Raw genomic sequence first — 13,967 nt, 5'->3', positions numbered from 1 at the left:
TCAAGATTCAATTCCGAAACCCCTATCTGCGTATGCAGGTAGGGGTTTTGTCTTTTCCGCTGCTGGAAAAGCACATGCAAAAAAAGACGGGGCCCAAAGGCCCCGCGAATTGGCTTACACGAATGCCTGAGGTGCAACGCCTCGTGGCAGACGGCAACGATCGGGCAGGCCAGCCAGGCGCATACGCCAGTTGGCCTTGAAGCAGAAGTCGGCGGCTTTCGCGGGTGCCTGACTCACCTGGCGCTGCTTGCGCAGTTCAGCCAGGGACGGTGCTTTCTTCACCGGCGCGGCCTCCACCTTGGCCAGCGAGCGCTGGCACGATTTGCAATCCACCTCGGCTTCTACTGCGCTGACGCTCAGGTTATTGCCGGTGCGACCACAGGCGACGCCGTCGCCGTTCGTTGAGTAATGCATTACCAAAACAGTACATCTCCAATCTGCGGAACAAAAAGCCGGGCATTTTCTCACACTCCCATGGCGAGATGCGGCGTCCCGTCGGTCAGTACTTATCTTGTTGCAATTGCCACGGCCAACATCACGCAGATAGAATTGATAGAAATTCTCACTTCCATTACCGCCGTCCCAGGCCGATGCCCAGTGGTCTCTATGTCGTTGACTGATCGCGCCGCTCATCCCCAGATCGAAACCCTCTATTGCGAGCACCACGGCTGGCTACATGCCTGGCTCCAGCGCAAGTTGGGCAACACCAGCGATGCTGCGGATCTGGCCCACGACACCTTCATCCGCCTGCTCAGCAAACCTGTGCGCAGTTTCGGCAGCGAGCCGCGAGCCTTGCTGACCCACATTGCCAAAGGCCTGGTGATCGACCGCTGGAAGCGTCAGGACGTCGAGCGCGCCTATCTGGAAAGCATTGCCCATTTGCCCGAGGCCGAGGTTCCATCACCTGAAACCCGCTGGCTGATTCTCGAGGCTCTCCAGCGTATCGACACCATGCTCCGCGAGATGCCCGCCCGTGTACGCCAGACTTTCCTTCTCTCGCAGATCGATGGCCTCACCTACCCGCAAATTGCCGAACAACTGAGCGTCTCGCTGATAACCGTCAAACGCGACATGCGCGACGCCTTCCTCGCCTGCTTGAGCGTGGCCTGATGAGTACGAACATCGACCCACTGATTCTCGGCGAAGCTGCCGATTGGCTGGTGCAACTGCAGTCCGGCAGCGCCACCGAGTCCGATCACCGTGCCATTCAGCTCTGGCGCAACCGTAGTCCGCAGCATGCCTTGGCCTGGCAGCGCGCCGAAGCCTTGCTCGGCGATTTGCGTGCCGTCCCTGGCAGCCTTGCCAGTGACACCTTCCAACGCTTGAACGCCAGCAAGCGCGTCGGTCGCCGCCAGGCCCTGCATCGCCTCGGCCTGTTTCTCCTGGCGGGTCCGGCGCTGTGGACGGCCTACCGCGAACTCCCTTGGCAACAGTGGAGTGCTGATCAGCACACTGCGATCGGCGAGCAGAAAAACCTGACCCTGCCAGACGGCACGCAGCTACTGATCAACACCGGCAGTGCCCTGAACATTGCCTTCAATGCCAAGGAGCGCCGGATCAAGTTGCTGGAAGGCGAACTACTGATCACCACGGCCAAGGATCCACTGCGTTCCTTTATCGTCGAGACCCGCCACGGCACCGCGCGCGCCCTTGGCACTCGTTTCACTGTGCGGGTCGGCGACCAAGGCAGTCAGGTGGCCGTAACCGAAGGCGCAGTGGAAATGCTCCCCGTTCATGCCACCCACGGCCTGATTCTCAAGGCCGGTGAACAGAGCACCTTCACCCGCGACACCGCCGCCCAGGCCAAGCCACTGGACACCGCAGCCCTGACCTGGGAACACGGCATGATGGTTGCCCGCAACATGCGCCTCGCTGACCTGCTCGCCGAGCTTGGCCGCTATCGTCCGGGCGTGCTGCGCTGCCACGATGACGTGGCCGGCCTCAGCGTATCAGGGGCCTTCCCTTTGAAAGATACCGACGCCAGCCTCCGCCTGCTTCAGGACACCCTGCCAATTCGTGTCAGCAGTCTGACGCGTTATTGGGTAGCAATCGAACCTCGCTGAAAAACGCAATTTGCTTGATACCTTTTCCCGACTCCTTCGGTGAGGAAGTGAATCCTCACTTTTTCTATACCGACAGGAGCCCCGCATGACGCAGTTCGTTTCCCGAATCAGCCCTCCACGCATGGCCATGAAGGCGCTGAGTCTGGCTGTGGCCCTTGCGGCGTTGCTGCCGGTGCACAGCGTCACCGCCGCTGATGCTGTGCAGAATGGCATCAGCCGTAGCTACAGTATTGCCCCCGGTGCGCTGGGTGATGTTCTGGCCCAGTTCGCCGCGATTTCCGGTGTGCCGCTGTCCTTCGATCCGATGTTGCTTAACGACCGGCAGAGCAAGGGGCTGCAAGGGACCTACACGGTGGAGGGCGGATTCGCACAACTGCTGCAGGGTAGTGGCTACACCCTGCAGAGCCTCGGCGACAATGGCTACACCCTGGCCCCGGTGGCTGCTGGTGGTGCACTGGAGTTGGGTGCTACCAACATCAACGCCTCCGGCAGCTTCGCCGACGAGACCTATGCCGGTGGCCAGGTAGCGCGCAGCGCGCACCTCGGTGTCCTGGGCAATCGTTCGATCAACGACGTTCCCTTCAGCGTCGTCAGCTATACCGCGAAAACCATCGACGACCAGCAGGCTCGCACCATCGGTGACGTTCTGCTCAACGACGCAGCGGTACGTCAGTCGGCAGGTTTCGGCAACTTCTCCCAAGTGTTCACGATTCGCGGCCTGCCGCTGCAAAGTGACGACATTGCGTTCAACGGCCTGTACGGCGTGCTGCCCCGCCAGATCATCAACACCGAAGCGGTTGAACGGGTCGAACTGTTCAAGGGCCCGAACGCATTCGTCAACGGCGTTGCTCCGCAAGGCAGCGGTATCGGCGGCAGTGTCAACCTGGTGCCCAAGCGCGCCGAGGACACTCCGACCCGCCGCATTACCCTGGACTACACCAGTGACACCCAGGTCGGTGGGCACCTCGATCTCGGCCAGCGTTTTGGTGAAGACAACCGCTTCGGTGCTCGGATCAACCTGGCCCAGCGTGGTGGCGACACAGCCATCGATGACGAGAACAAGCGCACCTCGCTGATCGCCGTCGGCCTTGATTACCGGGGTGAGCGTCTGCGTCTGTCCACCGACTTCGGCTACCAGAAGCAGCGCATCGATAATGGTCGTGCGGTGGTCTACCCCAATGGCACCAAGGTTCCTCATGCCCCTTCGGCGAAGAGCAACTATGCCCAGGACTGGAGCTGGTCCGAGCTGGAAGACACCTACGGCATGCTCAATGGTGAGTACGACCTCAACGACAACTGGACTGCCTATGCAGGCATCGGAGCCAAGCACACCCGAGAGAATGGTGTGTATTCCTCGCTGTATGTAGGCAATGACGGTAGCGGCCGTACAGGTTTTCTCTATCCGCCCCATGATGAAGACAACAAGAGTGCTGTCGCCGGTCTCAATGGCCACTTCAACACAGGCCCGGTCACACACCAGATGAACTTCGGTCTGTCAGGCATGTGGGGCGAGCAGCGTTCGGCCTACGAGGCGATCCTGGTTGCCAATCGCCCGGTGGGCAACCTGTACAACCCGATCCAGGTACCGCGTCCGACCAATACCTACTTCGGCAGTGATATCCACGACCCGCGTATCGTCGGCAAGAACCGTATCAAGAGCGTTGCTGTGTCCGACACCCTCGGCTTTTTGGACGAGCGCGTGCTGCTGACGCTTGGCGTCCGTCGCCAGACCCTGGAGGTCGATGCGTGGAACACCGCCAGTGGTGCGCGCAACAGCAACTACGACGAATCCATCACCACCCCGGTCTACGGCCTGGTGATCAAACCGTGGGAGCACGTGTCTTTCTACGCCAACCGTATCGAAGGCCTGGCCCAGGGCCCGACCGCGCCGCTGACCAACGTCACCAACCCCGGCGAAGTCTTCCCGCCCAAGCGCAGCAAGCAGACCGAGGCCGGGGTCAAGCTGGACTGGGACAGCTTCGGCGCAACCCTCGGCGTTTATCGCATCGAGCAGCCGAACAACTCCACCAGCTACACCCCCGGTGTAGTCCTTGGCACCTTCAATGTGGATGGCGAGCAGATCAACAAGGGCGTCGAGCTGAATGTCTTCGGCGAACCGCTCGACGGCTTGCGCGTCCTGGCCGGTGCCACCTGGATGGACACCGAACAGAAGAACACCGCCAACGGTGCCACCGATGGCAACCGCGCTGCCGGCGTGCCGCGCTTCCAGTTCAACCTGGGCGGCGAGTGGGACATCCCCGGCATCGAGGGTGCGGCGGTCAGTGGGCGTCTGCTGCGTACCGGCGGTGAGTACGTCAACGCGGCAAACACCCTGAGCATCCCGGCCTGGACTCGCGTCGACCTTGGCGCACGCTACGGCTTCAAGGCGGACGACAAGTACATCACCTTGCGCGCCAATGTCGAGAACGTGGCGAACAAGGCCTATTGGGCCTCGGCGTCGACGGCGAACAACTACCTGACCCAGGGTGAGCCGCGGACGTTGAAGCTGTCCGCGACCGTGGATTTCTGATCGATCGCCGGGACTGCGAAGCGGTCCCGGCAATCTTCAAAACCCCGCGCTGATCGAGGCCACCAGCGAAGCGGGCTCCCCCGCATAGTTCCCCGAACTGGCAATGGTCTCGATGTAATCCCGATCCAGCACGTTGCGCGCATTCAGCGACACCCGCAGTTGCTCGTTGATGTCATAGAACAGGCTCAGGTCCAGCCGCGCATAACCGCTGGCACTGTAGCTGTTGGCCAGGTCGCCATAACGCTTGCCGGCAAAGAACACCCCGGCTCCCGCGCCCAGCCCGCGTAGCGCGCCATCCTGCAACTGATAGGTCGACCACAGCGATCCGCTCACCGTCGGCACGCCTTCAAGCCGGTTGCCTTCCTCAAGGCGCGTGTCCTTCACCAGTTTCGCATCCAGTACGGCGATGTTTCCTATGACATTCCAGCCATCCTGTAGCTCGCCGCTGACATCCAGCTCCACCCCGCGTACACGTTGCTCACCGGTCTGGATCGAATAGCTGCTGTCCAGCGGATCGGTGGTGGACAGGTTCTCGCGGCGGATCTCGAAGGCCGACAGGGTGGCAGAGAGGCGCTCCGGAATCAGCTCGTACTTGGCGCCGATCTCGTATTGCTCACCGGTTTCCGGATCGATCACGCTGCCGTCCCGGGTCAGACGGTTCTGCGGTGCGAAGGACGTGCTGTAGCTGGCATACAACGCCAGGCGCTCGGTGGGTTGATAGACGATGCCGGCACGCGGCGAGGTGTCCGATGGATCAATATGGATATCGTTGTAGCTACCGGTCGCCGTGTAGTTTCGATTGCGCTGGGTGACCTGGTCCCAGCGCACGCCCAGCAACAACTTCCATTGCTCTGTCAGATCAATCTGATCCTGCAGGTAGACACCATAACTCTCCTGATCGAAGCGTGAGTCCTCGCCAAAAGTGAAGGGCCCCGGCTGTGCGCCATAGACCGGATTCCAGATATCGATGGAGGCAACGCTGGCTCGCAGCATGGTCACGGCGCGACGCCCCTTCACCGTTTCCACACCGGTCAGCAACTGATGGTGCAACCCCGCCGTGTCAAAGCGGGCGACAGCCTCGAACTGGGCGCTGAGGGAGCGCGCGGTCTCGTCGAAGTCGGTGGCACGGCGCACCAGGGTGCGACCATCGGCCTGCAAGGTGCGCTGCGAGATATTCAGCATGGTCTTGTTGGACTGGTCCCAGCGCGTGATCTGACGCAGGGTCAGCCAATCGTTGAGATCGTGTTCCAGGCGCAGCCAGGCGGCGCTTTTGTCGCTGTCGCTATGGGACCACGGCTCTTCGAGAAATACCTTATGGCGTGAATCGACCCTATTGCCGATCACCTGTAGTCCACGGTCGTAGGGCGCATCGGTCTCGGTGTACTCCAGGCCCATGTCCAGGCGCGTGCTGTCATCGGGATTCCAGGACAGGGACGGAGCGAAGTGACGGCGATGACTGTCGCGGAAATGATCCCGGAAACTTCCTTCGGTCTGGTAGGCCATTGCCATGCTGCCTGCCAGGCCATGCTCTTCCGACAAGGGGCCGCTGAACCATGCCTGGCCCCTCTGGTAATCGAAGGAGCCACCTTGCAGCTTGACCTGGGCCTCCGGGGCCAGTGTCGGCCGACGGGTCACGATATTGATCAGTCCACCCGGATTGCCCCGGCCGTACAGCACCGAGGCCGGTCCCTTGAGCACCTCCACCCGCTCGACATTGACCAGGTCGGTGAGGATTTCCGGGCGCACCGCCAGGGAGTTGGTAAGGATGCCGTCAATCGCATAGGTGGTGCCCTGGAAGCCGCGCACGATAAAGCTCTCGACGCTGCCGCCATGGGTGTTGCCGCGCTGGATGCTGCTCACATTGCTCAGCGCATCAGCCATGCTGCTGGCCTGCTGGTCTTCCAGTACCTGGCGCGGCACCACCTGAATCGACTGTGGGATATCGCGAAGAGCAGCGTCGGTCTTTGTCCCGACTGTACTGTGCGAGGCCTTGTAGCCGGTCAACGGGCCGATGGCCGACTGTCGCACGCCGTGCTGTGCGGAGATGGTGGTCGCATCCAGTTGCAGTGCCGAAGATGTCGGGCGTGGGCGCAGGACGTAGGTCGTACCAGTCTGTGCCACGGCTTGCAGCGATGTACCACGCAACAGCTGTTCGAAACCTTGCGAAATACTCCATTCGCCTTGCAGCCCGGGGCTTTGCAGATTGCCGAGCATGGCCGGGTCGATGGGAAGGGTGACTCCGGCACGGGCGGCGAAGGCAGCCAGGGCTTCGCTCAGGGGGCCGGCGGCAATGTTATAGCGCTGGCTGCCTTCGGCCAGGGCAAGCGGCGCAGCCAGCAGGCTGCCGCTGGCCAGCAGCGGGGTAGCGATGGCCCGGGCAAGCAGGGCGAGGCGGAACAGTGGATAAACGGGAAGACGAGGGCGCATGGGGGATTCCTGAACGCGAAAAGTGACGGTTTCAGGAGGAGGACACCCAGGTCCGGGAAAACCCGACACGCTTTTTTCAGGGCGGCACATTTCAGGCCGGGACAAGCGTGACCCAGTACCGCGTCACGTAATGCACCCGCACCGGGAAGGTCAGCGCCAGCGCGCCCAGGGCGGCATCGGTATCGGCCAGTTGGAAGGCCCCGGAAATCCGCAGGCCCGCCAGCTCCGGGGCGCAGCGAATCCAGCCATGGCGATAGCGGTTCAGCTCGGTGATGAAGTCCGACAGACGCATCCGTTCCGCGCGCAGGACGCCGTCGACCCAGTCCACTGATTTCACTGATACCGGCAGCTTGGTCACGTGCCGGTCCGTCAGCGTTGCCTGTTCACCAGCGACGATCCGTAGGGCGCCTTGGCTGGCATTCACTGGCGTTGCCATGACCGCACCTTCGGTGACCAGCAACAGATCGTGCCCGGCCTGTTGCCGCACCGAGAAGCGCGTGCCGAGTGGCTGGAACGAACCGCGGGCCGAGGTCAGAAGAAAGGGGCGGGGATCCGCTGCGGTCTTGATGAATACCTCACCGCGCCGCAGTCGTACCCTGCGCTCCTCGGCACTGAAGCGAATATCCACGGCACTGTCGGTGTTCAGGTGCAACTCGCTGCCGTCGGGCAGGGCGATGCGGCGGTGCTCACCGACACCGGTGCTGGCATCGGCCATCAGCGTGTCCAGGGTGCCGTTGCGTGACAGGGTCAGGCCCAGCGAGCCCAGGACCACCAGCGAAGTGAGTGCCTTGAGAGCGGAGCGACGGTTCAACGCCCCCGGACGTTGCAAGGTGGAGCGGCCAATGGACGTAGGAATCGCCTGAATCTGCACACTGAAACGTACGGCCAGTTGCCAGGCTCTTTCATGTTCGACATGTGCAGCACGCCAGAGGGAGCAGGCTTCGTGAACTTGCTTGTCGGCATCTGCCGCTTGCAGGCGCAGAAACCACTGCGCCGCCTCGTGGGCAATTTCCCGGGAAATCGGCGCAGCACTCATGCCCATTCACTCGATGCCAGCACGATGCACTCCTCGTAGGCCTGTACCAGCCAGCGCTGTACCGAGCGTACGCTGACCGCCATCAGCTCGGCGATTTCCTCCTGGGTATGACCCTCGATCTGTGACAACAGAAAAGCCCGCCGAGCCTTGCTGGAAAGCCGCGCCAATACCTGTTCCACCGCGTTCAGCGCTTCGAGGATCGCCGCATGGTGCTCAGCGCTCGGCGCCTCCTCTTCCGGCAAGGAAGCGAGGGCGTCCAGATACGCCCGCTCCAGCGAACGACGGCGATAAAGGTTGGCCAGAAGGCGTCTGGCGATGGTCGCCAGGTAGGCCCTCGGTTCACGCAACTCGGCGTCGGGCCGGGGCGTGCTCAGCAGGCGAACGAACGTGTCCTGGCTAAGGTCCGCCGCATCGCAACGGTCGTGCACACGGCGATACAGCCAACCCAGCAGCCAGGCGTGATGGCTGCGGTAAAGCTGTTGCACGGGTGTGTGGTCCGCAGGAGGAGGCATAGGCGGGCAGGGGCTATTTGAGAATGGGTTGCATTCTAGAGGCGGGCAAAGTGGCATGGCAATTGGAAATTACGGGACAGCGCGTAGCTACATGTCATGTCACATACATTCAATCCACACTTCTTTCCCTCTGCTTTACTGTCTCTGCGCAACCAGCACCGCCCATCGACAATCCGTCATGTGCAATGGAACCAAGTGATCGATAGCCATGTTGGCAAACCAGCCAATAAGTAAATGGCTATCGATTCAATAAAATTCATAAATTTGTTCCATTGAAGGTGCCGATTTAGTCTTTACCTATCGTCGGTCGCTACACAGGGCCGGTCTGCTGAGGAAAAAGGAGAAAGCAGCAATGTCGAACCAAGGTAAGTGCCCGTTCCACAATACATCCGGTGGCGGCACCAGCAATCGCGACTGGTGGCCGAAACAACTGCGTGTGGATCTGCTCAACCAGCATTCGGACCGTTCGAACCCGCTCGGGGAGAACTTCAACTATCGCGACGAATTCAAGAAGCTCGACTACTCCGCGCTCAAGGCCGACCTCAAGCAACTGCTGAGTGATTCCCAGGACTGGTGGCCCGCCGACTGGGGCAGCTACGGTGGTCTGTTCATCCGCATGGCCTGGCACAGCGCCGGCACCTACCGCACCGTCGATGGCCGTGGTGGTGCAGGTCGTGGTCAGCAACGCTTCGCACCGCTCAACTCCTGGCCCGATAACGTCAGCCTCGACAAGGCCCGCCGCCTGCTGTGGCCGATCAAGCAGAAATATGGCCAGAAGATTTCCTGGGCCGACCTGATGATCCTCGCCGGCAACGTTGCGCTGGAGGCCTCCGGCTTCCGCACCTTCGGCTTCGGTGCCGGTCGTGAAGACGTGTGGGAACCGGACATGGACGTCAACTGGGGCGACGAGAAAGCCTGGCTGACCCACCGCGACCCGGAAACCCTGGCCAAGAACCCGTTGTCGGCCACCGAGATGGGCCTGATCTACGTCAACCCGGAAGGCCCGAACGCCAGCGGCGACCCGGCCTCGGCTGCAGCGGCGATCCGCGCCACCTTCGGCAACATGGCCATGGACGACGAGGAAATCGTCGCCCTGATCGCCGGCGGCCACACCCTCGGCAAGACCCACGGAGCCAGCGCCGCCACCCATGTCGGTGTCGACCCTGAAGCGGGCGGTATCGAAGCCCAGGGCCTGGGCTGGACCAGCACCTACGAAAGCGGTGTCGGTGCCCATGCCATCACCTCCGGCCTGGAAGTGATCTGGTCGCAGACCCCGACCCAGTGGAGCAACAACTTCTTCGAAAACCTGTTCAAGTTCGAATGGACCCAGACCCGCAGCCCGGCTGGCGCCATCCAGTTCGAAGCGCTGGACGCCCCGGAGATCATGCCGGATCCGTTCGACCCGTCGAAGAAACGCCGCCCGACCATGCTGGTGACCGACCTGACCCTGCGTTTCGACCCGGGCTTCGAGGCCATCTCGCGGCGCTTCCTCAACGACCCGCAAGCGTTCGCCAATGCCTTCGCCCGCGCCTGGTTCAAGCTGACCCACCGCGACATGGGCCCGAAAGCCCGCTACCTCGGCCCGGAAGTACCGAACGAGGACCTGATCTGGCAAGACCCGCTGCCGTCCGCGTTGTACAAGCCGAGCGCGGATGACATCGCCGACCTCAAGGCACGTATCGCCGAGTCGGGCCTGTCGGTGGGCGACCTGGTCTCGGTGGCCTGGGCTTCGGCCTCGACCTTCCGTGGCGGCGACAAGCGGGGCGGTGCCAACGGCGCCCGTCTGGCCCTGGCCCCGCAGAAGGACTGGGCGGTCAACGCCGGCGTCGCGGCTACCGTCGATCGCCTGAAAGCCATCCAGCAGGCAGCCAACAAGGCTTCGCTGGCCGACATCATTGTTCTCGCGGGTGTAGTCGGTATCGAGCAGGCGGCCAAGGCTGCAGGTGTCAACGTGCATGTGCCGTTCGCACCGGGCCGGGTCGATGCCCGCCAGGACCAGATCGACGTTGAATCGTACGACTACCTGGAGCCGCTGGCTGATGGTTTCCGCAACTACCGCGGTACCGACAGTGCGGCCAGCACCGAGTCGCTGCTGATCGACCGCGCCCAGTTACTGACCCTGACCGCGCCGGAACTGACTGCACTGGTCGGCGGCCTGCGGGTACTGGGCAGCAACTTCGACGGCAGCCAGCATGGTGTCTTCACCGGCAAGGTCGGCGCCCTGAGCAACGACTTCTTCGTCAACCTGCTGGACATGGGCACCGTATGGAAAGCCACCGATGACACTAGCGAAGTGTTCGAAGGTCGCGACCGCAAGACCGGCGAAGTGAAATACACCGCCACCCGCAACGACCTGGTGTTCGGTTCCAACGCGATCCTGCGCGCCTACGCCGAGGTCTACGCCAGCGACGACGCCAAGGAGAAGTTCGCCCGTGACTTCGTCGCGGCCTGGACCAAGGTGATGAACCTGGACCGTTTCGACCTCGCCTGAAGTGATGTTCTGAAGTAAACCAAGGCCCGGTGAAGTTCTGCTTCACCGGGCCTTTTTTCGTCCGTGCTTCCGGCTACAATGCCGCCCCCTCGACCCCTTTGACATCCCAGGTGCCCATGTCCGGCAACGCTCTCTATACCGACCTGTCGGGCTACTACGATCTGATGTGCGCGAACATCGACTATCGTGCGCAAAGTCACTGCGTCCATCGCTTGCAGCAGCTGTTCGGCAATGGCGGCAAGCGTCATCTCGACCTGGCCTGCGGCACCGGGCCCCATGTGCGTCACTTCATCGATGCCGGGTACCAAAGCAGCGGGCTGGACATCAACCAGCCGATGCTCGACAAGGCGGCCTTGCGCTGTCCTGAAGCGCAGTTCGCCCTAGGCGATATGTGCGGATTCAGTGTCGAGAGGCCACTGGACCTGATCACCTGCTTCCTCTACTCGGTGCACTACAGCGGCACGGTCGAACGGCTCAAGGCCTGTTTCGCCAGCGTGCATGCCGCGCTGGAGGAGGGCGGGGTGTTCTGCTTCAACAGCGTGGACAAGCGACGCATCGACAATGATTCGTTCGTTTCCCACACTGCCGAACTCGACGGTGCCCATTTCGTGTTTCGTTCGGCTTGGGGCTATCCGGGGGAGGGCGAGCGCCAAGCGTTGCGCCTGAGCATCGAGCGCAGTCTGGCGGGGGAAAGCCAGGTCTGGCACGACGAGCACCCGATGGTGGCAGTGAGCTTCGACGAGTTGCAGGCGCTGCTGGAGCCGTATTTCGAAGTACATGTGCTGGAGCATGACTACGAAAAACTGGTGCCCTGGGATGGAGTATCGGGGAACAGCCTGTTTGCCTGCGTAAAGCGCTGAAATCCTTGTGGGCGCTGGCTTGCCAGCGATAAAGCCAGCACAATCAAGCCCTTGGCACTGCCTGCCGCAGTGCGCCTTCAGAAGGAAATGAAGATGGAAAAGGCGAACCACCGCTGGATTGCAACCAGCGCCTCCGTGGTACTGGGACTGGCCGTGCTGACCGCAGTCTTCGGCAGTTTCTACACGGTGGACGAGAAGGAGCGCGGCGTGGTCCTGCGCAACGGCGCCTTCATCGAAGTGGCGGAACCGGGCCTGCACTGGAAATTCCCGTTCATCGACACGGTCAAGGAAATCTCCATCCAGAACCAGGCCTCCAAGTGGGAAGGGCTCCAGGCCTATAGCCGCGACCAGCAGGCAGCGCAACTGACCGTCTCCGTCTCCTGGCATGTCACCCCCGGCGAAGTCGCCGATGTCTACAAGGGCTACAGCGACCTCGACGGCCTGCTGTCCCGCGCCATCGCCCGGCAGGTGCCGACCCAGGTCGAGAACGTTTTCGGCCAATACACCGCCGTCAATGCCGTGCAGAAGCGCGGCGAACTGGTTGCGGCGATCTCCCAGGCGATCAAGTCCAACGTCACCGGCCCGGTGGTGATCGACAGCGTCCAGGTCGAGAACATCGACTTCAGCGATGCCTATGAACGCTCCATCGAGGAGCGCATGAAGGCCGAAGTGGCGGTCAAGACCCGCGAGCAGCAACTGGAGACCGAGAAGATCCAGGCCCAGATCAGCGTCACCCAAGCCCAGGCCAAGGCCGATGCCGCGCTGGCGCAAGCCAAGGCCGAAGCCCAGGCGATCGAACTGCGCGGTAACGCCGAAGCGGCAGCGATCGAAGTGCGGGCCAAGGCCCTTGCCAGCAACCAGAACCTCGTCGAACTGACCAAGGCCGAGCGCTGGGATGGCAAGCTGCCGACTACCGTTTTGCCAGGTGGGACTATGCCGTTTATTGACGCGAAGAAGTAACCCCATTGTTCCAGCGGACTTGTGTGAACGGCACATGACTCATTGATCTAACCCGGTCATGTGTGAGCTGGCCTGCCAGCGATAGCGGTAGTGAATTCACCGACGTCATCGCTGGCAAGCCAGCTCCCACAGAGGGCGCGTCGAGCACCAATACTGTGACTAGCCCAGAACCTTGTGGGAGTCGGCGTTGCCGACGATGAGGCCACCCGCCTCGACATCGATCTTGCTGGTCTGTGTTGTTCTGGCGGGCCTCATCGCTGGCAACGCCAGCTCCCACAGGGCCCGCGTCGAGCACAGATAACGTGATTGGCCCAGAACCCTGTGGGAGTCGGCATTGCCGACGATGCGGCCGGCAGTCACAACATCAAACTGCTTGCCTGTCACCATAGAATCTCCCACAAGACCCGCGCCGCTTTCCGATTGATGTGACCAAGCCATCCCTGGTCCATCTCAAGCACGCAAAGTCCGCTCCACCTGCCCCCGCCACCCCGGGTCTATTCGCTCAGAACCTTCCTCACCCAGCACCACCGGCATATCGCGCAACCTGACCCACGGCTCATTCTGCCAATACAGTGCGCTCACCACCTGCTGCCCATTCCCCCAGCTCATCCTTTCCAGCCGGGGCCCGTCGCCGCTCGCGCCGTCATGCCCATCCCGCAGCACCGCCACCACCTCATGGGTCAACCAATGCCGCAGCGCGCGGTTCTCCGGGACATAGTGGTGGGCCAGCAGGGTATAGGTGCCTGACTCGCTGATCATCAGCGTCTCGACACATCGTCCGTAGTGCAGAAGCCGAACACGGCGCCACTGATCGTGATCGAGCCGGTCGACACAGCGCTTGTCGATGAACTTGCCCATCACCCGCCCGAGCTCACGGGCGCAGAACCACGCCTGGGATTCGAGCCAAAGGGTGTGAAGAGGGCGGTTGTGGCGGGTGAAGAGGGTGGGTTCGTAGAGTTTGGTCATGATCGGCTTACCTGGAAGGAGAGCCGTTGCTGTCGGGAACGGAGTGCCGCCGCGTGAGCGTTCTTAAGCGCTGAAGGCACAACCTATGGAAGCAGGGGGAAACAGTCAACCGGCCATGGCTG

Annotated in this window: 12 protein-coding genes; 6 read left to right on the top strand and 6 right to left on the bottom strand. The window is 62.1% G+C overall.

The genetic code is table 11. The annotated features are described in order from the left end of the window. Positions 1–114: 114 nt before the first annotated feature. The gene (locus tag ACODSK_RS22100) at positions 115–420 is read right to left on the bottom strand and encodes a hypothetical protein (RefSeq protein ID WP_489019157.1); all 306 of its coding nucleotides are present in this window, start codon (positions 418–420) and stop codon (positions 115–117) included. Between the two features lie 186 nt (positions 421–606). On the opposite strand from ACODSK_RS22100, the gene ACODSK_RS22095 reads away from it, so the two are divergent. The 3 genes from ACODSK_RS22095 (at position 607) to ACODSK_RS22085 (ending at position 4,593) form a co-directional block, all read left to right on the top strand. Then, positions 607–1,110: a sigma-70 family RNA polymerase sigma factor gene (locus ACODSK_RS22095; RefSeq protein ID WP_489019156.1), complete on the top strand. Its 504-nt coding sequence runs from the start codon at positions 607–609 to the stop codon at positions 1,108–1,110. Continuing rightward, positions 1,110–2,063 carry a FecR domain-containing protein gene (locus ACODSK_RS22090; RefSeq protein WP_489019155.1) on the top strand — a complete coding sequence of 318 codons (954 nt, stop codon included), beginning with the start codon at positions 1,110–1,112 and terminating at the stop codon, positions 2,061–2,063. The genes ACODSK_RS22095 and ACODSK_RS22090 overlap by 1 nt, the downstream gene beginning before the upstream one ends. Positions 2,064–2,148: 85 nt before the next feature. Next, positions 2,149–4,593: a TonB-dependent siderophore receptor gene (locus ACODSK_RS22085; RefSeq protein WP_489019154.1), complete on the top strand. Its 2,445-nt coding sequence runs from the start codon at positions 2,149–2,151 to the stop codon at positions 4,591–4,593. Positions 4,594–4,629: 36 nt separating this feature from the next. Here the strand turns inward: ACODSK_RS22085 and ACODSK_RS22080 are convergent, their stop codons facing one another. The 3 genes from ACODSK_RS22080 to ACODSK_RS22070 form a co-directional block, all read right to left on the bottom strand. Beyond that, on the bottom strand, positions 4,630–7,020 hold the full coding sequence (locus ACODSK_RS22080) for a TonB-dependent siderophore receptor (protein WP_489019152.1): 2,391 nt from the start codon (positions 7,018–7,020) through the stop codon (positions 4,630–4,632). Positions 7,021–7,111: 91 nt separating this feature from the next. After that, positions 7,112–8,056 carry a FecR domain-containing protein gene (locus tag ACODSK_RS22075; RefSeq protein ID WP_489019151.1) on the bottom strand — a complete coding sequence of 315 codons (945 nt, stop codon included), beginning with the start codon at positions 8,054–8,056 and terminating at the stop codon, positions 7,112–7,114. Continuing rightward, positions 8,053–8,568: a sigma-70 family RNA polymerase sigma factor gene (locus tag ACODSK_RS22070; protein ID WP_489019150.1), complete on the bottom strand. Its 516-nt coding sequence runs from the start codon at positions 8,566–8,568 to the stop codon at positions 8,053–8,055. The genes ACODSK_RS22075 and ACODSK_RS22070 overlap by 4 nt, the downstream gene beginning before the upstream one ends. Positions 8,569–8,920: 352 nt before the next feature. On the opposite strand from ACODSK_RS22070, the gene katG reads away from it, so the two are divergent. The 3 genes from katG to ACODSK_RS22055 all read left to right on the top strand — a co-directional run bounded on the left by katG (position 8,921) and on the right by ACODSK_RS22055 (position 12,879). Then, entirely contained in the window at positions 8,921–11,059 is a 2,139-nt protein-coding gene (katG, locus tag ACODSK_RS22065; RefSeq protein ID WP_489019149.1) for a catalase/peroxidase HPI, read from the top strand. A 116-nt stretch (positions 11,060–11,175) separates the two neighbouring features. Beyond that, positions 11,176–11,919, top strand: a complete 744-nt coding sequence (locus ACODSK_RS22060) for a class I SAM-dependent DNA methyltransferase (protein ID WP_489019147.1) — start codon at positions 11,176–11,178, stop codon at positions 11,917–11,919. Between the two features lie 93 nt (positions 11,920–12,012). Further along, positions 12,013–12,879 carry a prohibitin family protein gene (locus ACODSK_RS22055; RefSeq protein WP_489019145.1) on the top strand — a complete coding sequence of 289 codons (867 nt, stop codon included), beginning with the start codon at positions 12,013–12,015 and terminating at the stop codon, positions 12,877–12,879. Between the two features lie 159 nt (positions 12,880–13,038). On the opposite strand, the gene ACODSK_RS22050 is transcribed toward ACODSK_RS22055, so the two are convergent. Both ACODSK_RS22050 and ACODSK_RS22045 read right to left on the bottom strand, forming a co-directional pair. Beyond that, positions 13,039–13,266, bottom strand: coding sequence for a hypothetical protein (locus tag ACODSK_RS22050; RefSeq protein WP_489019143.1), 228 nt, complete (start codon positions 13,264–13,266; stop codon positions 13,039–13,041). 63 nt (positions 13,267–13,329) lie between these two features. After that, positions 13,330–13,845 (bottom strand): BRO-N domain-containing protein, encoded by a 516-nt coding sequence (locus tag ACODSK_RS22045; RefSeq protein ID WP_489019142.1) that lies wholly within the window; start codon positions 13,843–13,845, stop codon positions 13,330–13,332. Between the last annotated feature and the right edge of the window lie 122 nt (positions 13,846–13,967).

The sequence above is a fragment of the Pseudomonas sp. FG98 genome, assembly GCF_057808595.1.
Note: the sequence above shows the minus strand (reverse complement) of the source record. Positions and strands in the feature narration are given on the sequence as shown.

What these genes read in the sequence shown, in the direction of transcription:
- ACODSK_RS22095 (WP_489019156.1), top strand. Translation starts at nt 607, where the DNA reads ATGTCGTTGACTGATCGCGCCGCTCATCCCCAGATCGAAACCCTCTAT.
- ACODSK_RS22090 (WP_489019155.1), top strand. Translation starts at nt 1,110, where the DNA reads ATGAGTACGAACATCGACCCACTGATTCTCGGCGAAGCTGCCGATTGG.
- ACODSK_RS22085 (WP_489019154.1), top strand. Translation starts at nt 2,149, where the DNA reads ATGACGCAGTTCGTTTCCCGAATCAGCCCTCCACGCATGGCCATGAAG.
- ACODSK_RS22080 (WP_489019152.1), bottom strand. Translation starts at nt 7,020, where the DNA reads ATGCGCCCTCGTCTTCCCGTTTATCCACTGTTCCGCCTCGCCCTGCTT.
- ACODSK_RS22075 (WP_489019151.1), bottom strand. Translation starts at nt 8,056, where the DNA reads ATGAGTGCTGCGCCGATTTCCCGGGAAATTGCCCACGAGGCGGCGCAG.
- ACODSK_RS22070 (WP_489019150.1), bottom strand. Translation starts at nt 8,568, where the DNA reads ATGCCTCCTCCTGCGGACCACACACCCGTGCAACAGCTTTACCGCAGC.
- katG (WP_489019149.1), top strand. Translation starts at nt 8,921, where the DNA reads ATGTCGAACCAAGGTAAGTGCCCGTTCCACAATACATCCGGTGGCGGC.
- ACODSK_RS22060 (WP_489019147.1), top strand. Translation starts at nt 11,176, where the DNA reads ATGTCCGGCAACGCTCTCTATACCGACCTGTCGGGCTACTACGATCTG.
- ACODSK_RS22055 (WP_489019145.1), top strand. Translation starts at nt 12,013, where the DNA reads ATGGAAAAGGCGAACCACCGCTGGATTGCAACCAGCGCCTCCGTGGTA.
- ACODSK_RS22050 (WP_489019143.1), bottom strand. Translation starts at nt 13,266, where the DNA reads ATGGTGACAGGCAAGCAGTTTGATGTTGTGACTGCCGGCCGCATCGTC.
- ACODSK_RS22045 (WP_489019142.1), bottom strand. Translation starts at nt 13,845, where the DNA reads ATGACCAAACTCTACGAACCCACCCTCTTCACCCGCCACAACCGCCCT.